This is a genomic window from Pedobacter zeaxanthinifaciens, assembly GCF_003313335.1.
Lineage (GTDB): Bacteria > Bacteroidota > Bacteroidia > Sphingobacteriales > Sphingobacteriaceae > Pedobacter > Pedobacter zeaxanthinifaciens.
Map to the genome: position 1 here is coordinate 5,218 of NZ_QMHP01000018.1, position 24,964 is coordinate 30,181.

Genomic DNA, 24,964 nt, shown 5'->3' on the forward strand with positions numbered 1-24,964 from the left:
GGTCAGATTATCGTAGATTTAAGAATGAATTTTAACGCAAAGTTCAGAAGAGCACATTATTTAGATCCTTCGCTATGCTCAGGATGACAGGTGAGGAGCGTACTACCCGAAACTCAAAAAGTGCGCTACTATCCGCTCTCATTCTACGACTTTACTACTTGCTGTCATTCCACCACTCCACCACTCGCTGTCATTCCCACGCTAGGAGGAATCTGTCTTTTACCTTTTAACCTACAAAACGAAAAAAGCCTCAAGTTTACCTCGAGGCTTATGTTAACTTCTAAATTTGAAGTAAATTATCTTTTGCTTAAGTGGTAATCAACCAAGTCATCTATTGGGGAACGGATAATTTTTCCAACGCCCATTTCATATTTATCAGCAACTACGCTTAACCTGTCTCTGAAACTATAGCCAACTGAACCAACCACGTTTAACAAGTGTTTTTTGTAGTTAGGATAGTGCGTAACCAATTTCTCAAAGAAAGCAGTAAATGCCGTATCAACCACATCTTCAGTATACTCCTGATAAACGGTTTTGAAATCGTATAAAAACTTACTGAAACTAGCGCAAAAACGGTTAGGAAGCGGTTTGTTGTAAATATTGTCGAAAATATCCTCGTTAGTTAAGCCGTAAATGTTGAAGAAACTTTCGCTCAATCCTTTCGGCATAAAACCTTTCATGTAATCAGCCAACAAGCGTTTACCGATATAGCTACCACTGCCTTCGTCGCCAAGGAAATATCCAAGTGAATCAATGTTTAGCGTAATTTCATTGCCATCGTACAAGCAAGTGTTGGTTCCAGTACCTAAAATTGCGGCAAAACCAGGTTCATCGCCCAATAATGCACGGCAAGAAGCTAGCAAATCGTGGTCTACATAAATTTTAGCGTTCACAAAAACCTTTTGCATGGCGTCAGACACGATTTTTTTATTTGCTTCGGTTGAGCAACCAGCACCATAGTAGTAAATTTCTTCCAGTTTTGAAGCATCCAGATTGTCCGGCAAAGTGGTTCTTAACGAATTTTCAATGTAGTCTTGCTTTGCAAAATAAGGATTGTAACCCTCGGTATTAAAATGGATTTTTCTACCGGCCTCATTGATCAAACACCAGTTGGTTTTAGTAGATCCACCGTCTGCAATAAGTATCATTTTTTTGGTTTGTTAAGTTGTGTAATTTGTATAAAAGTTTGGCAATATATCAGCCTTTATTGGAAATAAAAAATTAATATTAAGTTTTTTATGAGTTAACCTAAGGGGCTTTCAAACGTTTGATTGCGTATTATCAGGGCGGTTTTTTAATAAAGTGTAATTTTTACACTATTTGAGGGTGTTTTTTGAGATTTCCACATTTTTAAAAAATCCTAAAAAACGGTGGAAAAAAAGTTAAACGAAGCTGTGTAATTTTTTCATTAAATAATTTTTTTGGTAGCGAAATATGAGATATTTGGTGGGAGGTTTTGATGATGAGATAATTGTTTTAATGTGATGATTGGATAATGAGCTAATTGGATGATTTGACAATTGGATAATGAGCTAATTTGATAATTAGATGATGGAATGACCGGAAGCAGTGAGCTAATAAAAATAACCAATGAAACAATAAACCAATGAACAATTGAGCTAGTAGACCGATGAACTAGTGAACTAATGAACAATTGAACCAATGAACCAATGAACTAACAACATGAAAATAGATTTTAGAAGTGATACCGTAACTAAGCCTACACCTGAGATGTTGGCCGCAATGATGAGTGCGAAAGTTGGCGACGATGTTTATGGAGAGGATGAGACAGTAAATGAACTGGAGCATAAATTGGCATCGATGTTTCATATGGAAGCAGGTTTGTTTTGCCCTTCTGGAACGATGACCAACCAAATTGCTATCAAGTGTTTTACACAACCCATGGATGAAGTAATTTGCGACCAAACTGCACACGTGTACAGGTACGAAGGTGGTGGAATAGCTTATAATTCAATGGCTTCGGTAAGGTTGCTGCATGGCCAACGCGGAATTTTAACACCCGAAATGATAGAGCCTGAAGTTAACGAAGAAAATATTCACTATCCGAAAAGTAGTTTGGTGGTGCTGGAAAATACCGTAAATAAAGGTGGCGGAAAATGTTATACGTTAGATCAGATTGCGGCAATACATCATCTTTGTGCCGTTAAGGGAATTAAATTGCATTTGGATGGCGCCAGGCTATTTAATGCATTGGTTGCTACTGGCGATAGGGCGTCGGATTACGGACAGTATTTTGATGGCATATCCATTTGTTTATCTAAAGGTTTGGGAGCGCCAGTAGGTTCGGTGTTGCTAGGTTCTGCAGCGATGATTAAGCAAGCGAAAAGAGTGAGGAAAGTACTTGGCGGAGGTATGCGTCAGGCGGGGTTTTTAGCGGCTGCTGGAATTTATGCTTTAGATCACCATGTACAACGTTTAGCGGAGGATCATCAGCATGCAAAAGCCTTAGCGGCAGCGCTAACTGAAACCAATTACGTTGAAAGTGTAATGCCGGTGGAAACCAATATTGTGCTTTTTGACGTTGCTAAAGGTTTTAAAGCAGATGAAGTAGTGCATGCTTTGGGCAAAAAAGGCATACTATGCAATACCACATCTAATAAAACGATACGATTGGTAACGCATTTAGATATTTCCGCTGCAATGATCGATCAGACAATTGACGTCATCAGTAAATTGGCGATTTAGCGTTGTGAGTTCAAGGCTAACTATCTAACTTTTAATGCGTCAGCTTCAACGTTATTAGTGCTCAAATTTTTTCTTGATTTTTGTTACAATGGAATCGCCATCTATGCCTTCAATAGAACTCAGTTCCAATTCAAGCGCCTTGGTACTCAATTGTATTTCTAATAATGAAATCAGTAAGGAAATCATAAAAAAAGATAAGCTCAGCGCAAAAAATACTTCTGCGGTAAACGCATTTTCGAGATAGATAAATAGCATACAAAACAAACAGCAAGCAAAACTCAGTACGCCGAAAGCCTGCATATTTTTAATCAATTTCAATCGGTAACGCAGGTTTTTGATTTGTTTGTGCAAGGCGGCATTTTTGTCAGTTTCTTCATATTTGGATTTAAGGCTCCTTACCAAACTAGCCAAGGCCAAAAAACGATTTGTGTATGCCAACATGATCAAGCTGATGGCAGGAAAGAAAAGCGCAGGTACATTTAAGCTGAGTTGCATTGGTGGTTTGTTAGTTTTTTTGGTGCCGGAAAGTCGGAACGTCCGATATCCGAAAAATTCCGTTACAAGTTAGTAAAATAAACAATAGCCTAGGTGACAAATAACCAATAACCAATGAACCAATAACCAATGAACAAATAACTAATGACCAATGACCAATGACCAATGAACCAATGACCAACGAATTAGTGAACCAATGAACTAATGAACTAATGACCAATGAACTAATGACCAATGAACTAGTGAACCAATAAACCAAACAACCAACAAATTTGCAGTTTTTCAATAAAATCATCATCTTGTGCGGCGCAACCAAAAGGTGTAAAAATATTACGGTATGGATAAAATATTAGTTGCTAATAGAGGTGAAATCGCTTTGCGTATCATGCGTTCTGCAAAGGAAATGGGCATTAAAACAGTGGCTGTTTTTTCGGAGGCAGACAGGAATGCGCTTCATGTGCGTTATGCGGACGAGGCCATTTGCATTGGTCCAGCTCCTTCTAACCAATCGTACTTAGTAGGCAGTAAAATTATTGATGCTTGTAAACTTACGGGTGCGCAAGCCATACATCCGGGTTACGGCTTTCTGTCGGAAAATCCAGCTTTTGCGCAACAAGTGAAAGATGCTGGACTAACGCTTATAGGTCCAACGCCAGAAGCAATGGAAGTTATGGGCAATAAGCTATCGGCGAAGGCGGCAGCTTTGAAATACAATATTCCCATGGTGCCAGGTACGGAAGAAGCCATTACCGATATTGAAGAAGCCAAGCAAAGAGCAATTGAAGTTGGATTTCCAATTTTAATTAAGGCGGCTGCTGGCGGCGGTGGCAAGGGGATGCGCATTGTAGAAAAAGCAGATGATTTTGAAGAGCAAATGCATTTGGCAGTTAGCGAAGCTACTTCCGCTTTTGGCGATGGAGCAGTTTTTATTGAGCGTTACGTTACCTCGCCGCGACATATTGAAATTCAGGTTTTAGGCGATACTCACGGAAATATCGTGCATCTTTTTGAACGCGAATGTTCAGTTCAGCGTCGTCATCAAAAAGTGGTAGAAGAAGCGCCTTCATCGGTACTTACGCCAGAAATTCGAGAAAAAATGGGTAAGTGCGCTGTAGATGTAGCGAGATCTGTAAGTTACGTTGGTGCCGGTACGGTGGAGTTCATTTTGGATGAAAACTTGGATTTCTTCTTTTTGGAGATGAATACCCGTTTGCAAGTGGAGCATCCAGTTACCGAAATGATTACTGGTTTAGATTTGGTAAAGGAACAAATTAAAATTGCCAAAGGAGAAGCACTGAGTTTTAAGCAAGAAGACTTGAAAATCAGTGGTCATGCTATGGAATTAAGGGTTTATGCCGAAGATCCATTGAATAATTTCCTGCCAGATATTGGCAAATTACAAACTTATCAAACGCCAAAAGGCTATGGCGTAAGGGTAGATGATGGTTTTGAACAGGGAATGGAAATCCCTATTTACTACGATCCGATGATTGCCAAGCTCATCACCTTTGGTAAAGACCGCACAGAAGCTATTGAGCGAATGGTTAGGGCAATTGACGAATATGACATTACGGGAATACAAACTACCTTAGGCTTTGGTAAATTTGTAATCCAACATCCAGCCTTTGTTTCGGGCAAGTTTGATACGCATTTTGTAAACAAATACTTTACTACCGACAGTCTCAAAAATGAGAAAGAAGAAGAGGCAATGATTGCGGCTTTAACAGCAGTTTTATTGTTACAAAAGCAGCAAAACAATACACAGGCTTCGGCTACAGAAACAACGAAAAAAAGTAACTGGATGCAAAATAGAAGAACGTATTAGGTAAATTGAAATTTTAATTTGCCTGTTAACTTAAATATATGTTTACCGGAATTATAGAAACTTTAGGCACTGTACACGAAATTAGGGAAGAGGGTGATAACATCCATTTTACTATCCAATCCGATTTTAGTAACCAATTAAAAATTGATCAAAGTGTAGCGCATAACGGCGTTTGCTTAACGGTGGTGGCTTTAAACGAAAACTCACATACGGTTACGGCTATTGATGAGACCCTACAAAAAACTAACTTGGGCAATTTAAAACAGGGTGCAAAAGTGAATTTGGAACGTTGTATGCAGATGAATGCCCGTTTAGATGGTCACATTGTGCAAGGTCACGTTGATCAGACCGCTACTTGCATTTTAGTGGATGAATTGGATGGCAGTTGGGAGTACAGATTTAAATATGATGCCTCAAAAGGTAACGTGACTGTAGAAAAGGGATCTATTTGTGTGAACGGCATCAGTTTAACGGTGGTAAATTCTGCTGAGGATGAGTTTTCTGTTTTCATCATTCCCTATACACATGAGCATACTAACCTGCATGAGGTAAAGGTGGGAGATATCGTTAATTTGGAATTCGATATCATTGGCAAGTATGTGGCTCGCCTAATGAACAAAAATTAACTCCTCGCTTTTTTGGAAAAATTTAACTTAACTGATGTTTAGTAGAGAAGAGGCGGCACGTTTAAGGCAACAGTTTTGGATTAGCTTTGGCCAATACATGAAGCCAATTTTAGGTGCCGAAGGCTTGCCGGTAAATTGGATCAACTACAAAACAGGAATCAAACATCTTTTTTTTCGTATGGATGCCGAGCAGAAGTTCGCCAGCATAGCGATTGAGTTTGCGCATCCGGATGACGGTATACGGGCTTTGTTTTTTGAGCAGTTTCAAGAATTTAAACTGATGTTTGAAAATACACTACAAAATGAAGTGTGGAACTGGCAGCTCCACGGCACTAACAATTTCGGTAAACAGGTAGTGCGTATTGAATGCATATTGCCCAAAGTAAGCGTATTCAATCAACAGCAATGGCCAGATATTATTGCTTTTTTAAAGCCACGTATCATTGCGCTTGATGAATTTTGGACAGATGTGAAACCGATATTTGAAGATCTTTTAAATTAAATTTCACTTTTTCTTCGTTAACTCTTCCAGTCTACCTTTCACGTAGTCAATGGTCGTTTGATCATCTTTATCTAAATCCTTCCTTTTTAAATAGAATTGATAATAGGTTATTGCATTTTTAGTTTGCTTTAGCTTTAAATCATACAGTAAAGCTATGCGGTAATAGCTGTTTTTGTTAAGTTCAAAACTTAAAGCTTTTCTAAAAGCATTAACAGCCGAACTTAACTGTGCATTTTCTTCGTAAATGCTACCTAACAAATTATAGTAAGCTGCTGTATTGCGTGATATACCTTCTGTAATGGTAAGTTTTGCATATTTAGCGGCTAAATCATAATCTTTTAATTCGCGATAGCATAAAGAAGTAAAGTATAAAGTGGGTTCGTTTTGCATGTCCATAGCCTCAATTGCTTTATAAAAAGTAAGTGCTTTTTTATAACTTTTAAGATAGAAATAGGCTTTTGCAACATCCATCATTACCTTCGCATTTTTATCATTCAATAATAGTTTTTCGCCTATGGCGGTAACCTCATTGTACTTTTTCAATGAATTAGCGATAGGAAGTAAGGCTTGCTGTAAAACTAAATTTCCTGTATCAGCCGCTATAGCAACTTTCAATAGCGAATAAGCAGGTGCATAAAGTTCCATCTTTTTATAAGCGCTTGCCAAATCGTAGGCTACATCTGCCTCGGTAGGGTTAATTTTATTGGCCTTTTGCAAGTACCTAATTTTGAGTGCTACGCTGTCGGTATAGTCTGCTAGGCGTTTATAGGCATTAAAGTTCGTAGTGTCAATTTTGATAATTTCCTGTAAATAGCCAATGGCATTTTTGTTATTACCTCGCCTCGAGTTGATATTTGCTAGGTTAAAAAGTACCGGTAATTGCATGGGCGACAACTCGTTAATTCTGAGGTAGTTTTTTTCTGCCTCTACCAAGTTTCCGGCCATCATGTTGCAATAAGCTATTTGATTAAGCGCCTTTACATCTGACGTTTCGGAGGGGTAAATGCTACTTAAGTAACTTGCGGCCTCGGCATAACGTTGGCTTTGGTAAAGTTCCAATAGCTTTTCTTTGTCGATGTTTTGTTGAGCGAAACCAAGTGCATAAACAAAGCATAGGAGCATTAAAATCAAATATTTATTCATTCAACTAAATTATTAGTTGTTTTACTTTAATCCAAATTTTACTTGATAAATCAGCAAAAAATCAAACAAAATATTTTTTAAGTGGTTTTTTATAGAGTTTATCATTAAAAGCAAAATTTATGGAAACATTAAAAAAGTTTGAGTTAATGGAGAAAATTGTGAGGGAATTGGAAGACTTACAAAACTCACAACAAGCCGTTATCCAAAAAATGGGAAAAATTGAAGTTGATAATATAGAACTTGGTGATAAAAAATTAGAGCAGGATTTGCCTGATATGCACCAAAGGGTGGCGGACAATCTAGCTTCTATCAAAAGCATTTTGGATTATTTTGCTACTAAAACGGAAACGTTTGGTAGTAAAAACAATGTTGATGAATTGAAAGAGCGCCAAGCCATTAACGAGGCCGTTGGTAAATAACGGCAAATAAAAACATAGGCTGTTTTGCTAAACAGAAAGGCACGGATACTGGATGCTGTTAAAGTATGGACGTATTTTGTAGTCGAGTTCAGTATAGCAAAATGGCCTTTTTTATGCTTTTGTCGGTACGGTAATGCAAAATGTACTTCCTACTCCTTCCGTACTGTCTACCGTTACATCCCCGCCGTTTCTTTGCATAAAATCTTTGCAAATCATTAAACCTAAACCTGTACCTTTTTCGTTTCTTGTTCCTCTTGAGCTGATATTTTCATCCGTAAAAAGCTTTTCTTGCAAATCGTGGGGAATGCCAACGCCGTTGTCTTTAATGCATACTTTAATCATACCAGTATTTTGATAGGATGCCGTAATCAAAATCTCACAACCTTCATTACAAAATTTGATGGCATTGTTGAGGATATTTCTAATCACAATTTGGAACATCAATACATCGGCATAGGCCACCTCATTGGGAAACACATCATGAATAATGTGAATTTTCTTTAAACTGGCTGAGGGTAAATGGTAATTGATCTCATTTAAAATCACATTACGTACATTAAAAAACTCTTTGTTAATTCCAAAGCCTTTCAATTGGCTCCGCGACCAGTGCAAAACATTCTCTAATAAATCCGTAGTGTAAACAATGTCCTTACTTAAAGTGGGAGCAAGGTTTTTAAACTCCTCATCTTTTAGCTCGTTAAAGGCTACCATTTTCAACACTTCTGAAAGGTTTACCATTGGGCCACGCAAATCATGGGCAATAATGGAGAAAATTCGATCCTTTAGCTGATTTACCTTTGCGAGTTCCAAAGCCTGTTCTTTAGCCAGCATAGCGTCTTTTTTGGCGGTAGTAAGGTCTTGCAGCTTAATGATGGTGATTACATCATTAATGTTGTTCTTGTCTAGCACCAAAAGTTCGGCTTCAAAATATTTTACCTCGCCATTAATGGTCGATTGGATTTCGGCCTTTCCAACAAAGCCATTTTCAATATGCTCAATCAGGCTTGGATGTTCGCTAAGCACTTCTTTGGCCGTGTGCCCAATCATTTTTTCCGTTGCTGGAAAAGTAGTGTAGTTGTATAGCGAAACGTTATAATCGATGATGCGTAGCTTTTCATCTAAAATTAAAAAGCCGTCATCCATCAGTTCCAATACTTTTTCTCTGGCAATAGGAACAATGTCAAACAACTTAAATCGGTAAGTGCCTAAAAAAACTAAGAAGTTGGTAAAGATGAAACTGTAAGGTGTGATGTCAAGATGGTGAATTGGCCTAACGCCGATTAAATACAGGATGTTGCCTAACCAAGGAATGAGTGCCGCAATCAGGATGCTGTAATTCTGTTTTCTGTAAATAGAATCTGAATGCTTGAACTTGATGATGATCAAATAACAGCCGCAGGCCAATAAAATGTAAAAATATACCGTAAAAATCCGATACCATATCCCTGGCGTAATATCTACCATAGGAAAAGGCCCATCTAAAGCAAGTTTTACAGATTGGTAATGTAAATTATGGAAGGAATTGGTCCAAACCATGATTAAAGTAGCCACTGGAGGCAGCAATAAGAAAGTGATATTGAGCGGTTTTTTGTACCAACACTCCTTGTCGCAAAAACTCAAGCAAAATAAAAACCAATTTAGGGGTAATGTGGCAATTCCTATGTATTCAAATTTGATGAGGAATAACATTTCCTCTAAGTTGGAACTAGAAAGCTCTAAGCCATAAGTGATTGACCAGATGGCGCTAGAACCCATCATTAAACCAAACCAACGTACTGCACTTGTCCCTCTGCGATAAACATACACAGCCATAATGGCCATTAAAGCGCCAAAAAACAACAGAACTAGTCCGTAGGCGTTAAAGTTTAGGTTCATAGCGTTAAAAGAATACTTATATTCTTGTAAGTTGTAAATGTAGTTATTTTAAAGTTGCTAACGAAAGTAAAAAATGGGCCTCTTGTGGCAACCGCTCCAGCCTACATATGTTGATAAATTCGTGACTAAAGCCGAGTAGTTTTTAGTTAATTTTGATATCCTTTATTATCTCAGCTATGTACTTAATTTTTGATACAGAAACCACCGGTTTGCCACGTAATTTTAATGCCCCAATTACCGATACGGACAACTGGCCGCGTTGTGTACAAATTGCGTGGCAGTTACATGACGAGATGGGAAATTTGGTTGAACACCAGGATTATTTGGTGAAACCAGAAGGGTTTAATATCCCTTATGATGCGGAACGTATTCACGGTATTTCAACTGAATTAGCTACTGAGCAAGGCGTGCTGCTAGCTGAGGTGCTACAGAAGTTTAATGAGGTTTTGGCCAAGGCAAAATTTGTAGTCGGGCAAAATATTGGCTTCGATATTAACATTATGGGTTGCGAACTCTATCGTTTTGGTGTCGAAAACAACTTGGCTCAAATGCCTGTATTGGATACCTGTACCGAGATTACTGCCGACCTGCTTAAAATACCGGGAGGTAGGGGAGGAAAATTTAAGTTGCCAACCTTAACCGAACTACATCAATATTTATTTGGTGTTCCTTTTGGTGAAGCCCACAACGCTACTGCCGATGTGGAGGCCACTACTCGTTGTTTTTTAGAGCTTATCAAGCAACAGGTTTTTACGAAGGATGAACTACAGGTTGATACGGATTACTTCCTGAAATTTAAGGAGGCAAATCCTTTTCCAATTGAGCCGGTAGGTTTACAGCACATTAACCTAAAAGCTGCTTCGGATGAGATAAGGAAGAAAAAAGGTACTGATACTGGCGGCGTTTCTAAACAAACTCTTGCAGATAATAAAGCTTTATTGGCCGAGGCTACTTTTGTGCATCTGCATAACCACACGCAGTTTTCGGTGCTACAAAGTACTATCGGCGTGAAGGATTTGGTAAAGGCTGCGGCAACACATCAAATGCCTGCAGTGGCTTTAACCGACCACGGGAACATGATGGGTGCATTCCATTTTGTGAACGCAGTTTTAGGTCATAATAAAGAAGCTGAAGCAAAAAATGCTGCCGCTATTGAGAAAGGAGAGGCGCCTACTGCAACGGTAATTAAACCAATTGTAGGTGTGGAGTTTTTTGTTTGCGAAAATCACACAGATAAAACCAGAAAAGATGATGGTTACCAAGTTGTGTTTTTAGCGAAAAACAAGCAAGGTTACCACAACTTGGCAAAAATGTCATCTATTGCTTACACCAAAGGCTTTTATTATGTGCCTAGGATTGATAAGCAAGTTGTTGAACAATATAAAGATAACTTGATTGTGCTTACCGGAAACCTTTATGGTGAGGTGCCAAGCAAGGTGTTAAACATGGGCGAGCGCCAAGCAGAGGAGGCTTTACTTTGGTGGAAAGAACAATTTGGTGAAGATCTTTACATTGAATTAATGCGCCACGGTCAGGAAAACGAAGACCGTGTAAACGAGGTGCTCATTAAAATGGCTGCTCAGCATGGCGTAAAGGTTGTAGCAACCAATAATACGTATTACGTTAATAAAAAAGATGCCCATGCTCACGATATTTTACTTTGCGTAAAAGATGCGGAAAAGTTAGCCACCCCAATTGGAAGAGGCCGTGGATTTAGGTACGGAATGCCTAATCACGAATACTACTTCAAATCAGGCGAAGAGATGAAGACGCTTTTTGCGGATTTACCTGATGCCATTACAAATATCCAAGAGGTAATTGATAAGATTGAAAGTTACAAATTGGCAAGGGAAGTATTGTTGCCAAAATTTGATATTCCTGAAGAGTTTTTGGTAGCAGAGGATGATGTGGACGGCGGTAAACGGGGTGAAAACAAGTATTTACGTCATTTAACTTATGTAGGTGCTCAAAAACGATATGGCGAGTTAACTTCTGATATCACCGACCGACTTGATTTTGAGCTGGCAACTATTGAAAAAACCGGTTATCCAGGTTATTTTTTGATTGTACAAGATTTCATCGCGGAAGCTAGAAACAGAGATGTGTCAGTTGGGCCGGGTCGTGGTTCGGCAGCTGGTTCAGCAGTAGCGTATTGTTTGGGTATCACCAATATCGATCCTATTAAATACGATCTTCTTTTTGAGCGTTTCCTAAATCCAGATCGTGTATCCATGCCAGATATTGATATCGACTTTGATGATGAGGGTAGAGGTAGGGTAATGGATTATGTGATCAACAAATATGGCTCTAGTCAGGTGGCGCAAATTATTACCTACGGTACCATGGCTGCCAAATCATCTATACGTGATACAGCAAGGGTACTTGATTTACCTTTGTTTGAGGCCGATAAAGTGGCAAAGTTGGTGCCCAACATGAAGCTTTCTAAAATATTCAATTTAGAAGATAAGGCTTTAAAGGATGCATTACGTGGCGATGAGTATGAAAATGTAAATCAGTTAAAGGCACTAGCTTCTGGTAAAGATTTGGCTGCTGAAACGCTTCAACAAGCTATCGTATTGGAAGGTTCGGTTCGTAATACGGGTATCCACGCCTGTGGAGTAATTATCACACCAGATGATATTACCAATTTTGTGCCGGTAGCCACAGCTAAAGACAGTGATTTGTATGTTACCCAGTTTGATAACTCGGTAGTAGAAAGTGCTGGTTTGCTGAAAATGGACTTTTTAGGGTTAAAAACATTAACGCTAATAAAGGATACCGTTAAGCTGGTTAAAAAGCGTCATGACATTGATTTGGATCCCGATAATTTTCCAATTGATGATGTAAAAACTTATGAGCTATTCCAACGTGGTGAAACGGTAGGTATTTTCCAGTACGAGAGTCCGGGTATGCAGAAGTACATGAAGGAATTAAAGCCTACTGTATTTGGCGACTTAATTGCCATGAATGCACTTTACCGTCCGGGACCAATGGAGTATATCCCAAGTTTTGTTAAGCGTAAACATGGTATTGAACCCATTACGTACGATTTAGATGCTTGCGAAGAATATCTGAAAGAAACTTACGGTATCACGGTTTACCAAGAGCAGGTAATGCTTTTATCTCAAAAGTTGGCTGGTTTTACCAAAGGTGAGGCCGACGTACTGCGTAAAGCCATGGGTAAAAAGCAAAAGGATGTACTGGATAAAATGAAGCCTAAATTTGTAGCGCAGGCTGCTGAAAAAGGTCATGCTCCGGCTACATTAGAAAAAATTTGGAAAGACTGGGAAGCATTTGCGTCTTACGCTTTCAACAAATCTCACTCTACCTGCTATGCTTGGATTGCCTACCAAACAGCGTACTTAAAGGCACATTATCCTGCCGAATATATGGCTGCCGTACTTTCCAACAACATGAGTGATATCAAGCAGGTAGCTTTTTTCATGGAAGAATGTAGGCAAATGGGAGTGCCAGTATTAGGCCCTGATGTAAACGAATCGGAAATGAAGTTCTCGGTAAATGCCAAAGGCGAAGTACGTTTTGGTTTATCTGCAGTTAAAGGGGTAGGAGATAAAGCTGTAGAGAGTATTATCGAAGAGCGGACTGCTAATGGCCCATATACCTCAATTTTTGAGTTTGCCAAACGTTCTAATACACGTATCGTAAATAAAAAAGCTTATGAAAGTTTTGTGTACAGTGGTGCTTTTGATGCTTTTGGCTATAACAGGGCACAGTACTTTTTCATAGGACCAAACGATAAGCTTAACGGTATTGAGAAGCTGATCAAATACGCTAACGATTTTCAAAATAATCAGAATTCGTCCCAATCGTCGTTGTTTGGCGGTTCAAAAGCAGATTTGATTTTAGAACCTTCCTTTGCAATGACACCTGAATGGGGATTGATTGACAAGTTGAAGTACGAAAAAGATGCAATTGGTATCTTCCTATCAGGACATCCGTTAGATGATTATCGCTTTGAATTGGAACGTTACTGCGCCAATAAAGTGAAGCATTTGAGTATCATTAACAAAGTGCGTATGGGCGATAGCAATGAGGAAGTTTTGGCAGAGTTTGAAACGCTGAAAAATAGAGAATTGGTAGTTGGCGGGTTGGTGGCAATGGCTTCTCAGCGTATTACTAAAACAGGTAAACCTTTCGGAACTTTTGTTTTTGAAGATTACGATGATAGCTGTGAAATTGCACTTTTTGGGGACGATTTCCTAAAATTCAAACAGTTTTTAACAGAGGGCTACTTCTTGCAAATTCGTGGTAAGCTGGGCTTGCGCTTTGGAAAGGAAGGCGACTGGGAGTTTAAAATTACCAGTATCGATTTGCTTTCTGGCTTGAGAGATAAACTAACTAAGTCGCTTACTTTGTTGTTTCCAATAGAAATTTTGAACGATAGCTTTATGCAACAAATACAGGCTATTTTAGATGAAAATAAAGAAAGTGCAGAAACACAAAACTGTAAGCTTAATTTCGAAGTTTATGATGTGGAGAAAGGTTTGAAGTTGGAAATGCCTTCGAAAAATCAACGAATTAATCCAAGTAATCAGTTTTTAAATGAAATTAAGAATTTGAATTTCGTGGACTATAGGTTGAATTAGGAAAAAGGGGTTGGTATCAGGTATCAGGGGTCAGTTATCAGGGATTAGGGGTTAGTGAGCAGTAATCAGTTTTCACGGATCAGTTAACCAATGAACCAGTGAACCAATTAACCAGTGAACTAATGAACTAATGAACCAATGAACTAATGAACCAGTGAACCAATGAACCAATAAACTAGTGACCCAATGAACAAAACAATGTCAAAATGACATTACACTTTTGATGGCACTTGAATTGATAATATATTTGTAACATAAAAAAATTAAATATGGCTTTAGAAATAACAGATGCTAACTTCGAGGAAGTAGTATTAAAATCGGATAAACCTGTTTTGGTAGATTTTTGGGCAGAGTGGTGCGGTCCTTGCCGTATGGTTGGTCCAGTGGTAGAAGAAATTGCTAAAGAATACGAAGGTAAAGCTTTAGTAGGTAAGGTAAATGTTGACAACAACCCTCAAATTTCAATGCAATTCGGTATCCGTAACATTCCAGCGTTGTTATATTTCAAAGGCGGTCAAGTAGTTGATAAGCAAATTGGAGCAGTGCCAAAATCGGTATTGGCTGGTAAATTAGATAGCCAATTATAAAATTGAATCAATGTGCTGTCCTTGCATGGCAGACTTTAAAATAGAATTCCGATGCAATCTGCATCGGAATTTTTTTTGCCTATAAAACAACAATCTTATTCCGTCCCAATTGTACTTGCCCGCTATCTTCTAACTGTTTGAGTAAACGAGATACCACTACACGGGCAGTACCAAGTTCGTTGGCTAGTTGCTCATGCGTAATTTGAAGCGTTTCATTTCCTGTTAGGCTTTTCTTTTTATGCAATAGGGCTAATAAACGTTCATCTACCTTTTTAAAAGCGATGGCATTTACAATATCTAACAGTTCTTCAAAGCGTTTATGGTAAAGCCTAAAAATATAATCCAGCCACTGCGGATATTCTTTTATAAAAATAGATACCTTATCTACCGGGAGAAATAGAATTTCTGCATCTTCTTCTACCTCAGCCTTAACTTTGCTAGTTTCATTATGCAATCCGCCTAAAAAGGACATGATACAACTTTCGCCCGCTTTGATATAATACAGTAATATTTCGCGGCCATCTTCTTCGGTACGAATCACTTTTAAAGTACCCTTCGTTACAATAGGTATTGATCGGATATGTGAATTTTCGTTCAGGATAACATCGCCGGCGGCATAGTTTTTCTTAATGCTGAATTGTTGAAGTTTTTCTAAAAGCTGCGGCGAAGATTTAAATTCTGCAATCTGTGCTAAAGTGTCCATAAGGGTAAAGTTAGCATTTAAATGATTATGCTTACAGCTAATTGCTTGATAGCTAAGTTTGAGGTTTAACAGACATAAAAGTACTTACTTCAGCTTGGTCGCCTAGGTAATACTTCTCTCCATGAATGGTAAAATCAGCATGGTAAGCCCTTCGTGAATGGAGTGCTTCATCTTTCCATATTTCTAGCCAAGTGTTTAAAATAGCTTCTGGCATTTTACCTTTAGAAATGAAGTTTTCATATTGATTTGCCTCGATACTGATACCTACAAAACCATCAGGAATTTGTTCTAATGAACTTACCGAGGCTCCAATGATGGTAGTGTAAGCTCCCGTATAATCTGTTTCGTAATCTGTGTAAACAGCGTAAATGTCGTTATCAACTTTGTTTGGAATTTAGTGATGAATTTCCCCTTTCCAGAATTTTTCCCAAAGCGCTTCGATATCGATGCCTGATTGTCCGTTAGCGTTGGTAGTGCGTACCGCAATGCCGATAATGTTAAATTGTGAGATGTGTTGCTGTTGCATATGATTAATTTAAAATGTTGAAATGCAAAGCTCAACATCGGTTGTGACAACCCTATGGCAGTTCGTTTTTAATAATCTCAATTAAATAAGAGAAGTCTTAGCAAGAAATTTTTAGCTCATTTTTTGCCTTTTAATCAGGTATGCTTCTAAAATTTGATCAAAGCCTGCATTAATATCTGCATCAACCAAATCTATTTTGTATTGCGCACATTTTAGTGATAAGCTCTTTTTAAATTCATGCATTTGATTTAAATATGCGTCTTTTACTTTTGATGCATGAACCTTAAGTATTGTCCCGGTTTCCATATCAATAAACTCATAAGGGCGATTTTCATAGTCAAAATCTAGCTCTTTTGTTTTATCTATCACATTAAAAACTACTACTTCATGTTTATTGAATTTCAAATGTTGCAAAGCTGCAAAGATCTTTTCCAACTGATCTGAACCGTTAGCGGTTTGAAACATATCACTGAAAATAACTACTAAAGACCGTTTATGGATTAAATCGGCGATTTGATGCAGTGCCGTAGGCAAATCTGTTCTTACATTCAGTCTAGTGCTCGATAATACTTCCTCAAGCTTTGCGAATAGAAATTTTTGATGAACGCTTGTTGATTTAGCATTGCTATTGAGCTTAAGTTCATCGTCAAATAAGCTTAAGCCAAACGCATCTCTTTGGCGTTTGAGTAGATAAATTAATGCCGCAGTACTTTGTACAGAAAAGGTTAGTTTATTGTATTTATCATTCGGAAAATACATGGAGGACGAAATATCAATTACAAACTGACATCTTAAATTAGTTTCTTCCTCGTATCGCTTACTGAAAAGCTTGTCTGTTTTGGCGAATAATTTCCAATCAATACTTTTTATGCTATCGCCATTGTTGTAAAGCCTATGCTCTGCAAACTCCACGGAAAAGCCGTGAAATGGACTTTTGTGCAAGCCGGTAATAAATCCTTCTACTACTTGTCTGGCTAAAAGTTCTAAGCTACTTTCAAACCTAATATCTTCTGGTTTAAGCGGGAATTGCATAAAGTAAAACTAACGAAAAACTTTTTTATTAACTTTGTAGCTCAAAAAAAAACATAAAATGAAACATCTACCATTGATCATTTGTGCTTTTTTGGCTAGCTATACCTATGCCCAGTCCGTTAAAGGGGGTAAGGTGAATACCGAGAGCTCCAAATTAGCCAATAAACTAGACACAGCAAAAAAACAAGAAGGTTGGACCATTCGCGGTACTAACACATTACTACTAAACCAAGCTGCATTTTCAAATTGGATTGCCGGTGGCATTAATTCAGTAGCGTCAACCGCTAGAGTTGACTACGAGTTTAACTTAAAGCGAGGTAAAAACATCTGGGAAAATCGAGTTCTAGCTGGTTACGGTTTAAGATCTGAGGAAAATAGAAAAGCTACCAAGGCAGAAGATGTATTCGATTTAACATCAAAGTATGGTTATCAATTGGGTAAAAGTGCTTGGTATAGTGCTTTAGCATTAAATTTGCGTACTCAATTTGCAAAGGGATATGACTACAGCAAGCCTAATCAAAGTTATATATCAAATGCATTTGCTCCAGGTTATATTACATTTGGTGCTGGAATTGATTACGTTCCAAATGACAACTTTCAGTTGAGCGTACACCCGCTTACTTCACGTTTTACCATCATTGCAGATAAAGGCGTATTTGATCCCGATGGGGATGGCATTTTAACTGATGCTTATGGTGCAAACTTTAATGAGAATTTGGTTTATCAATTAGGAGCCTATTTTGGTGGGCGCTATAAAGTAAAACTGATGGAAAATATCCTGCTTGACAACCGATTCGGGATTTTTAGTAACTACCTTGAAAAGCCAAAAAACATGGTTTTGTCTTATTCAGGCGTATTGGACATGAAAGTAAATAAATTTATCTCTACCCAAATAACAGCCGATTTGTTTTATGACGATCATCAAATTGGTAAGCTCCAGTTAAAAGAAACATTGGGTGTTGGGCTTACCTACAAATTTGGTAAATACTGATTTCCTATTATCAATTGAAATTGAGCCAATTAATGGTGGGTTTTCTTAAAAGAGTACGTCGGCAATATCCGGATTTTTATCGAAAACTGATTTAGCAAAAGTGCAAAGCGGCATGATTTTTAGATTGTTAGCTCTGGCAAATTCTACGGCTTTCATTACCAATTGTTGCCCAACCCCTTTACCCTTAAATGTTGGATTAACTTCTGTATGATCAATAATAAATTTAGTTGAACCAGCCCAGGTATAAGTCATCATGCCTGCCTGTTCACCATCAATTGCTGCTTTAAAGCTTCCTTTGCGGTCTTCGTTATGTTGTGTAATTTCCATTGTAAATAATAAACAATAAATATAGCTTGGGTTTGGCAAATTGTAAAATAAAAAAGGGACCATCTCAAAAGTTCTTCTATTCATCATCGTGTACCGGACGAACGAAAAATGAAGTTTAAACTTTTGAAACAGTCCCTAATGCTAGTGAAGGAAGCTGTTTTTATTTAACTTTTTTGTGTGTTTTTGCTGCTTTATGTCCAACTTTTTTGGTGGTGTCAGCTTTTGCTTCCGCTTTAGCTGCTTTTTTTTCTGTATTGGCGGTTGCCACAGCTTTTACAGGAGCTTTTGCTGGTTTAGTTTGTGCGTTAGCTGCGTTTACCATAAATGCTGCTACTAGGGCTACCATTAAAAATTTTACAGTTTTCATTTTCTTGTCGTTTTAGTGAACAATGTTGTTATTTAATGATACTAAGTTCCAAACCTCAAATGAAGAAATGATGAAGTTTAGCAGTTACTTAAAAAAATAATTCAACTCGTGAATTAGCCTAAACTAAGCCAAGTTTGCTAGCGGGAAAGTTAAGGATACCGTTGTGCCAGCATCTTTTTTAGAGGAAATGTTAACCGTAATGTTGTGAAATTTAGCAATGCTATTAGCTATAGCTAAGCCAAGACCAGAGCCGCCAATATGATCATGGTTCCCCCTGGCAAACCTTTGAAAAACCCTTTGCAAAATTTCTGATTCCATGCCAACGCCAGTATCGGTAATGTGGAGGCGGTAAAAATCAGTATTAATCTCGTCAGTTAGCGTAATGGTACCATTAGCTGGGGTATACTTCACCGCGTTGTTGATTACATTCATCAGCAGGGTGTGAATCAGCGCTTTGTTGCCTATAAATACAAAATTTTCGTGCAATAAACTTTGGTAGGTCAGGTTTTTTGCCGCAATTCGTTCCTCAAGTTCTTCGTAAATGTCGTTGATCTCTTCTACAATGTTCACTTGGTTGGTCTTCACATATTGCTCATTCTCAATTTTGGAGATAAGGAGTAAGCTATTGATGATGGCTTTAAGTCGGCTTAAGGTTTTTAGCGATGCTAGGAGCTTTTCTTCATGCTCTTCAGAGAGTTTTTCAGAGGCTAAAATATTCTCTAACCTGCCGTTCAATATCGAAATAGGGGTGAGCAGCTCATGCGATACATTAGCGATAAACTGTTTTTCTAACAAGAACAAATCGCTCAATTTTTTCATTAAACCGTTGATGCTATCATCTAATAACACAAAATCAGCAGTACTGGTCGCAATTTTGCTGTAATCAAACGCCGTTGGGTCATTAACCTTGTTGATCTTCTGGTCTACAATTTTATAAAATGGCTTTAGTAGAAATCTGGTGAAGGCATAATCAGTAATTAAGGTAACGGTAAGCGAAACCATCAATACGATTAACATGTACATTCCCAGTGATTTTTTAATAGAAAGTGCACCGCTGGCCGTTGTTCCCAAATTCAGCTCGTAATATTTATCCTCGTATTTAAACTGTTTGGTAAGGATTCTATACGTTTCGATATCTCCAGCAATTTCCCTATCTCCAGTGGTAAATTTAGCAATCGTATCTACTTTTAACTTATTATTAAGCGGCGTTAGCACAATAAACTCATCCTTCAAAATATTATAATCGGTAAAAGTTTGCTGGGCGTTTAGTAGGCTGTCTACTTCGCTATCACTCAAATTCTCAATGAGCTTAGTTTCCTTTTTCAACAACCTGTTATCGAGGTGATGTATGGAGATTTTTTCGAGAGAGAACAGGATAATACTTCCTAAAACGAAGATAAGGATGAGCTTCGTAACAGCGTTGTATAGCGTAAATTTCTCCTGTAGCCTCATCTATAGCGAGTTAAAGTGTAATTCTGTAACCAACGCTTCTAACCGTTTCCAGCCATTCCGTTTTGGCGTAAACGCTTAGTTTTTTTCGAAGGTTTTTTACATGTACATCTACAAAATTAGAATCTGAGTTGATTTCCAAAATATCGCCCCAAACATGTTCCGTAAGGCTGGTTCTTGATACCACCCGGTTTTTATTGAGCACTAAATAATTTAAGATTTCGTATTCTTTTTTGGTGAGATGAATACGTTCGTTATCAAAAGAAACAGCACGATTTTGAATGTCTAGTACAAAATCATGTACTTTGATGTCGTTACGTTCGAATTTGTGTTTACGGCGAGTTACCGCATGCATTCTGGCTAGCAGCTCATTTAAAGAGAACGGTTTAGGCAAGTAATCATCAGCACCTTCTTCTAATCCCTTAATTCTGTCATCCACTTCGCTTCTGGCGGTGAGGATAATGATGGCATCATCTCTATTTTTTAGGCTCTTAATTAATTTAAGTAGCTCAAATCCATCTCCGTCAGGTAAACCGAGGTCTAGCAAAATAAAATCGTAATTGTTGATGAGTATTTTTTCCTCTGCCGAAGCTTTTTTACGGGCATGTTCAATGATATAGCCTTCTTTGCCCAAAAAATCATTGATTTCTAAGGCTAAGCTTTTTTCATCTTCAACAATTAGTACGTTCATATTATTTTATTTTGAAGGGCATATTAGCGCTATATTTTTCAAGATGATGGCACATGCTTTTTCAATCTCGGTTGTAGTTATGGTTAGTGGAGGGGCAATGCGCATGGCATCACTACAGTACAAAAACCAATCGGTAATAATTCCATCCTCAATGCAGGCGTCAATAATTGCTTTGTTGGTTTCAAAACTATCAAAACCTACCGCCAACATTAATCCTTTGCCCCTAATCTCGGTAATTGCTGGATGTTTTAAAAGTTCTTTAAATAATTCGCCTTTCGCTTCTACTTCGTTAATAATTTCATTTTGCAGTAAAGTATTTAACGTTGCTAATCCAGCTGCACAGCATACCGGATGCCCACCAAAAGTGGTCATGTGCCCTAAAATAGGATTATTGGATAATACTGACATGATTTCCAGCGAACTGATGAAAGCGCCAATCGGCATACCGCCACCAATTCCCTTAGCCAGCAAAAGAATATCGGGTTGTACGTCATAATGTTCAAAAGCAAACATTTTTCCTGTTCTTCCAAAGCCAGACTGGATCTCGTCAAAAACAAGCAGGGCTCCTGTTTCATCGCATCTTTTTCTCAAGGCGGCCAAGTACTGCTTGTCGGCAGGCCTAACACCCGCTTCGCCTTGTACTGGTTCCACAAACACTGCGGCAGTATCAGTGGTTATTTTCTCTAAATCACTAATTTGATTATGGTTGGTAAAGCTTACATGTGGTAAAAACGGACCATAACCTACCGAGTAGTATTCCCCATCACTGCCTTTCATTAGGCTTTCGGCACCTTGTGTACTGCCGTGATAAGCGTTATAGCACGATACGAAGCCTTTTCTTCCGGTGTAGCGCTTAGCTAATTTCATTGCACCTTCCACTGCTTCGGCGCCAGAGTTTACAAAATAAGTGCTACTCAATTGAGGTGGCAAAACGGAAGCTAAGGCAGCTGCAAAATTCACTTGCGGAGTTTGTACAAACTCACCGTAAACCATCAAATGCATGTAAGTTTCGGCCTGCTTTTGTACTGCGCTTACTACATTTGGGTGGCAGTGTCCAACGTTACTTACACCAATCCCTGCAATTAGGTCAATGTATTCCTTCTCTTCAGTGTCGTAGATATACACGCCTTTCGCTTTCACAAATTCCAATAATAATGGAGTAGGGGAAGTTTGGGCGTTATGTTGTAAAAAAAGTTGACGTTTGGTAAGCATGGTGCAAATTTAGCGGATTTGATGGTCAGTTTTTTGTAAAATGCCGTTAAATAAAAAAGGATATCATTACAGATATCCTTTTTAAAATAACCTAACCAAAAATTAATTGCCTGGAGGAGGTGGCCCACCAGCCCTAAATTGTTGTAAAATTTCCTTTTTGAAAGCTTCCTGCGCTCTGTAGAATTTTCCTACTGTTTTTATAGGTAGGCTTGTTTTAAATTTATTGTAATACTTACGTTCAATATTCAAATCACGTTGTCTAAAGCTAAAGTCATTTAAAATCAGTGTTTGAATCTCTTCATCGTCTAAATCTTCAATTTCTTTCAATTTGCGGAAACTGATCATTTTTTGAACACGTTCCTTACGTAAAGCCGATATTTCTCTCACATAATCGTTGTAGATGGGCCAAAATATTTTCGCTTCCTCAGCAGAAAGATCTAATTTGGTGGTTAGAAATGCTACTTTTCGAGCTTCCATTTTTTCACCACCGCCTGCACCTCCACCCCTCGGTCCCTGAGCAAATAGGAGGCTCGGTACGAAAATAAATAAGGCAAAAAATAAGTTTTTCATTCGTTAAAATTTTCTTTTTCTGTCGATAAAACTAGTTTAGTAGATTTATCTTCAATTTGTTATAAACTGTTCGATAGTTCGTGTGCGGAAAAATTATCCAAAATATAGTTTTCCATCTCGCTATCAGATACATTAGCAGTTTTTGTATTCTGCGTTTCCTGTACATATTCCAAAATCACGCTTTCATCAATGTCGTAAAGCAATTGTTCTTTGGCCAGCTCAGTGTTGCGCAGCTTAGTTTCTTGATATTGTTTATTAGCAAACCAACCTGTTGTAGAAGCCAATACCAAACAAGCAGAAACTGCATACTTGAACAAAGGCTTATGCCAAAGCTTAACTGTTTTGGTCGACTTGGTTTTTGCTACAATGTTGCTTTGCAGCTGATTGAAATACCCATCAGGAACTTTAAAGCCACTCTCGCTAGTAGCAGTTAGTTGCTCAATAGTTAACCTGCTATTAATCTGCTCTTCAAGGGTTTTAAAATAATTGGCAGGGACTTCAAAGCCCGAGTTTCCTTCACGTTTTAAAGACTCAATAAAAATTAAGCTTTGCGTACGCTCACTTAATTCATCAAAATAATGAGCAGGTACTGTAAAAGGGTTTTTCTTTTCCAGTTTTGCTAGTTCTGGCGCTTCGTTTTCCCATTCCATATTGTCGGCCATTTTATTCATATGTATTTATTGATGCTTTTTTAGCTAAAAGGTTTAATATCAATCTTGATTTAATAAAATTGTTTCGATTTTTTTAACCGCTATATGGAACGATGCCTTCAGTGCGCCAACACTTGTGCCTAACACCTCTGATATTTCCTCGTACTTCATATCGTCAAAGTACTTCATGTTGAAAATGATGCGTTGTTTTTCGGGCAAGGTAAGGATGGCGTTCTGTAATTTTCGCTGTATTTTATCACCATCGAAATATGTAGATGAAGCTAGCGTTTCCGAAAGGTCGGTGTCCACATCATCTAACGAAATATTGTTTTTGTTTTTCTTCTTGTTGAGGAAGGTGATAGATTCATTGGTAGCAATCCGGTAAATCCAGGTGTAAAGTTGGGAATCGGCCCTGAAGTTTTGCAGGTTCTTCCAAACTTTTACGAAAGTTTCCTGTACCAAATCATCAGCATCGTCATGGTCGATTACCAAGCGGCGAATATGCCAATATATTTTTTGCTGATATTTTTGTAAAAGCAAGTTGAAACCGGTATTGCGAGTTTTTTCATCATTAAACTTAGAGAGGATCTCTGCGTCGTCAACTTGTTTCATTTTATGCTATAATGTGGTAAACCATAAAGACACAAACACCACAAAGTGCGATATAACGCCGAGTGTGCTTCATGTCTTTATGGTAATATGCTTAACCTTTTCTAGAAATCACTTTTTGCGCAGCAGCAACGATATCAGATGGGTCTAGCTTGTATTTTGTCATTAATTGATCCGGAGTACCGCTCTCGCCGAAACTATCATTAACAGCTACAAACTCCTGCGGTGCTAAATAAGTAGTAGTTAAAAGATGAGCAATGCTTTCTCCCAAACCACCAAGTTTATTATGCTCTTCGCAAGTCACAATACAACCGGTTTTTTTAACTGATTTTAAGATAGCTTCTTCGTCCAAAGGTTTAATAGTGTGGATATTTATTATTTCTGCGTCGATGCCTAGCTTTTCTAACTCTTCGCCAGCCTGTATAGCTCTCCAAACCATGTGTCCGGTTGCAACAATGGTAACGTCTTTGCCCTCGTTTACCATCCAAGCCTTACCAATTTCAAATTTTTGATCCTCAGAAGTAAAAACAGGAATTACTGGACGTCCAAAACGTAAATACACAGGGCCTTCATGATCCATTATGGCCAAAGTAGCAGCTTTAGTTTGATTGTAATCGCAAGGGTTAATCACGGTCATGCCTGGCAGCATCTTCATTAAACCAATATCTTCAAGAATTTGGTGTGTTGCGCCATCTTCACCTAAGGTTAATCCAGCATGCGATGCACATATTTTTACGTTTTTGCCAGAGTAAGCGATAGATTGTCTGATTTGATCGTACACCCTTCCGGTTGAAAAGTTGGCAAAAGTTCCTGTGAATGGAATTTTTCCTCCAATGGTTAATCCAGCAGCAATACCCATCATGTTAGCTTCTGCAATTCCAATTTGGAAAAAGCGTTCAGGAAAATCTTTAATGAAAGCATCCATTTTGAGGGAGCCAACTAAATCAGCACAAAGCGCCACAACATTTTCGTTTCTTTTACCTGCTTCATGCAGTCCGGCTCCGAAACCAGAGCGAGTATCTTTTTTATCTGTATAAGTATATTTTTTCATA

25 protein-coding genes are annotated in these 24,964 nt (G+C 38.2%); 8 read left to right on the top strand and 17 right to left on the bottom strand.

Going from position 1 to position 24,964, the window contains the following annotated elements:
- Nucleotides 1-296 precede the first annotated feature (296 nt).
- A complete protein-coding gene (locus tag DUT68_RS17975; protein WP_113639625.1) occupies nt 297-1,148 on the bottom strand; it encodes a BadF/BadG/BcrA/BcrD ATPase family protein in 852 nt (283 codons plus the stop codon).
- A 535-nt stretch (nt 1,149-1,683) separates the two neighbouring features.
- On the opposite strand from DUT68_RS17975, the gene DUT68_RS17980 reads away from it, so the two are divergent.
- Nucleotides 1,684-2,706 carry a threonine aldolase family protein gene (locus DUT68_RS17980; protein WP_113639626.1) on the top strand — a complete coding sequence of 341 codons (1,023 nt, stop codon included), beginning with the start codon at nt 1,684-1,686 and terminating at the stop codon, nt 2,704-2,706.
- A 54-nt stretch (nt 2,707-2,760) separates the two neighbouring features.
- Here the strand turns inward: DUT68_RS17980 and DUT68_RS17985 are convergent, their stop codons facing one another.
- Nucleotides 2,761-3,201, bottom strand: a complete 441-nt coding sequence (locus DUT68_RS17985) for a DUF2721 domain-containing protein (RefSeq protein ID WP_113639627.1) — start codon at nt 3,199-3,201, stop codon at nt 2,761-2,763.
- A 337-nt stretch (nt 3,202-3,538) separates the two neighbouring features.
- Between DUT68_RS17985 and accC the strand changes: the two genes are divergently transcribed.
- The 3 genes from accC to DUT68_RS18000 are packed head-to-tail and all read left to right on the top strand — an operon-like array spanning nt 3,539 to nt 6,154.
- Nucleotides 3,539-5,026: an acetyl-CoA carboxylase biotin carboxylase subunit gene (gene accC, locus DUT68_RS17990; protein WP_113639628.1), complete on the top strand. Its 1,488-nt coding sequence runs from the start codon at nt 3,539-3,541 to the stop codon at nt 5,024-5,026.
- A gap of 38 nt (nt 5,027-5,064) precedes the next feature.
- On the top strand, nt 5,065-5,652 hold the full coding sequence (locus tag DUT68_RS17995; RefSeq protein ID WP_113639629.1) for a riboflavin synthase: 588 nt from the start codon (nt 5,065-5,067) through the stop codon (nt 5,650-5,652).
- Nucleotides 5,653-5,686: 34 nt separating this feature from the next.
- Nucleotides 5,687-6,154: a DUF4268 domain-containing protein gene (locus tag DUT68_RS18000; protein ID WP_113639630.1), complete on the top strand. Its 468-nt coding sequence runs from the start codon at nt 5,687-5,689 to the stop codon at nt 6,152-6,154.
- A 3-nt stretch (nt 6,155-6,157) separates the two neighbouring features.
- On the opposite strand, the gene DUT68_RS18005 is transcribed toward DUT68_RS18000, so the two are convergent.
- Nucleotides 6,158-7,297 (bottom strand): tetratricopeptide repeat protein, encoded by a 1,140-nt coding sequence (locus DUT68_RS18005; protein WP_113639631.1) that lies wholly within the window; start codon nt 7,295-7,297, stop codon nt 6,158-6,160.
- A 119-nt stretch (nt 7,298-7,416) separates the two neighbouring features.
- Here DUT68_RS18005 and DUT68_RS18010 point away from each other — a divergent pair, with 119 nt between their 5' ends.
- On the top strand, nt 7,417-7,716 hold the full coding sequence (locus tag DUT68_RS18010; RefSeq protein ID WP_113639632.1) for a hypothetical protein: 300 nt from the start codon (nt 7,417-7,419) through the stop codon (nt 7,714-7,716).
- Between the two features lie 111 nt (nt 7,717-7,827).
- On the opposite strand, the gene DUT68_RS18015 is transcribed toward DUT68_RS18010, so the two are convergent.
- Nucleotides 7,828-9,591, bottom strand: a complete 1,764-nt coding sequence (locus DUT68_RS18015; RefSeq protein WP_113639633.1) for a sensor histidine kinase — start codon at nt 9,589-9,591, stop codon at nt 7,828-7,830.
- A gap of 176 nt (nt 9,592-9,767) precedes the next feature.
- Here DUT68_RS18015 and dnaE point away from each other — a divergent pair, with 176 nt between their 5' ends.
- Together dnaE and trxA are read left to right on the top strand one after the other, a co-directional pair.
- Complete coding sequence (gene dnaE, locus DUT68_RS18020; RefSeq protein ID WP_113639634.1) at nt 9,768-14,198, top strand: DNA polymerase III subunit alpha; 4,431 nt, start codon at nt 9,768-9,770, stop codon at nt 14,196-14,198.
- A 269-nt stretch (nt 14,199-14,467) separates the two neighbouring features.
- Nucleotides 14,468-14,785 (top strand): thioredoxin, encoded by a 318-nt coding sequence (gene trxA / locus DUT68_RS18025; RefSeq protein WP_113639635.1) that lies wholly within the window; start codon nt 14,468-14,470, stop codon nt 14,783-14,785.
- Between the two features lie 79 nt (nt 14,786-14,864).
- Here the strand turns inward: trxA and DUT68_RS18030 are convergent, their stop codons facing one another.
- From DUT68_RS18030 to DUT68_RS18040, 4 genes are all read right to left on the bottom strand, one after another.
- A complete protein-coding gene (locus DUT68_RS18030; protein WP_113639636.1) occupies nt 14,865-15,488 on the bottom strand; it encodes a Crp/Fnr family transcriptional regulator in 624 nt (207 codons plus the stop codon).
- A gap of 52 nt (nt 15,489-15,540) precedes the next feature.
- Nucleotides 15,541-15,882 carry a GyrI-like domain-containing protein gene (locus tag DUT68_RS18035; protein WP_198659640.1) on the bottom strand — a complete coding sequence of 114 codons (342 nt, stop codon included), beginning with the start codon at nt 15,880-15,882 and terminating at the stop codon, nt 15,541-15,543.
- Nucleotides 15,883-16,014 (bottom strand): GyrI-like domain-containing protein, encoded by a 132-nt coding sequence (locus DUT68_RS18515; protein WP_214608411.1) that lies wholly within the window; start codon nt 16,012-16,014, stop codon nt 15,883-15,885.
- 111 nt (nt 16,015-16,125) lie between these two features.
- Nucleotides 16,126-17,046 carry a DUF58 domain-containing protein gene (locus DUT68_RS18040; RefSeq protein WP_113639637.1) on the bottom strand — a complete coding sequence of 307 codons (921 nt, stop codon included), beginning with the start codon at nt 17,044-17,046 and terminating at the stop codon, nt 16,126-16,128.
- Nucleotides 17,047-17,104: 58 nt separating this feature from the next.
- Here DUT68_RS18040 and DUT68_RS18045 point away from each other — a divergent pair, with 58 nt between their 5' ends.
- Nucleotides 17,105-18,037, top strand: coding sequence for a DUF3078 domain-containing protein (locus DUT68_RS18045; RefSeq protein ID WP_113639638.1), 933 nt, complete (start codon nt 17,105-17,107; stop codon nt 18,035-18,037).
- A 45-nt stretch (nt 18,038-18,082) separates the two neighbouring features.
- Here the strand turns inward: DUT68_RS18045 and DUT68_RS18050 are convergent, their stop codons facing one another.
- The 9 genes from DUT68_RS18050 to DUT68_RS18090 form a co-directional block, all read right to left on the bottom strand.
- Nucleotides 18,083-18,451, bottom strand: a complete 369-nt coding sequence (locus tag DUT68_RS18050; RefSeq protein WP_370738899.1) for a GNAT family N-acetyltransferase — start codon at nt 18,449-18,451, stop codon at nt 18,083-18,085.
- A 73-nt stretch (nt 18,452-18,524) separates the two neighbouring features.
- The gene (locus DUT68_RS18055) at nt 18,525-18,731 is read right to left on the bottom strand and encodes a hypothetical protein (RefSeq protein ID WP_113639639.1); all 207 of its coding nucleotides are present in this window, start codon (nt 18,729-18,731) and stop codon (nt 18,525-18,527) included.
- A 123-nt stretch (nt 18,732-18,854) separates the two neighbouring features.
- Nucleotides 18,855-20,183, bottom strand: coding sequence for a sensor histidine kinase (locus DUT68_RS18060; RefSeq protein ID WP_113639640.1), 1,329 nt, complete (start codon nt 20,181-20,183; stop codon nt 18,855-18,857).
- Between the two features lie 10 nt (nt 20,184-20,193).
- The gene (locus tag DUT68_RS18065) at nt 20,194-20,871 is read right to left on the bottom strand and encodes a response regulator transcription factor (RefSeq protein ID WP_113639641.1); all 678 of its coding nucleotides are present in this window, start codon (nt 20,869-20,871) and stop codon (nt 20,194-20,196) included.
- 6 nt (nt 20,872-20,877) lie between these two features.
- The gene (locus DUT68_RS18070; RefSeq protein WP_113639642.1) at nt 20,878-22,083 is read right to left on the bottom strand and encodes an aspartate aminotransferase family protein; all 1,206 of its coding nucleotides are present in this window, start codon (nt 22,081-22,083) and stop codon (nt 20,878-20,880) included.
- A gap of 102 nt (nt 22,084-22,185) precedes the next feature.
- On the bottom strand, nt 22,186-22,653 hold the full coding sequence (locus DUT68_RS18075) for a periplasmic heavy metal sensor (RefSeq protein WP_113639643.1): 468 nt from the start codon (nt 22,651-22,653) through the stop codon (nt 22,186-22,188).
- A 59-nt stretch (nt 22,654-22,712) separates the two neighbouring features.
- Nucleotides 22,713-23,324: a hypothetical protein gene (locus DUT68_RS18080; protein WP_113639644.1), complete on the bottom strand. Its 612-nt coding sequence runs from the start codon at nt 23,322-23,324 to the stop codon at nt 22,713-22,715.
- Nucleotides 23,325-23,363: 39 nt separating this feature from the next.
- Nucleotides 23,364-23,915 (bottom strand): RNA polymerase sigma factor, encoded by a 552-nt coding sequence (locus tag DUT68_RS18085; RefSeq protein WP_113639645.1) that lies wholly within the window; start codon nt 23,913-23,915, stop codon nt 23,364-23,366.
- A 91-nt stretch (nt 23,916-24,006) separates the two neighbouring features.
- Nucleotides 24,007-24,963: a transketolase family protein gene (locus DUT68_RS18090; protein ID WP_113639646.1), complete on the bottom strand. Its 957-nt coding sequence runs from the start codon at nt 24,961-24,963 to the stop codon at nt 24,007-24,009.
- Nucleotide 24,964: the final 1 nt, after the last annotated feature.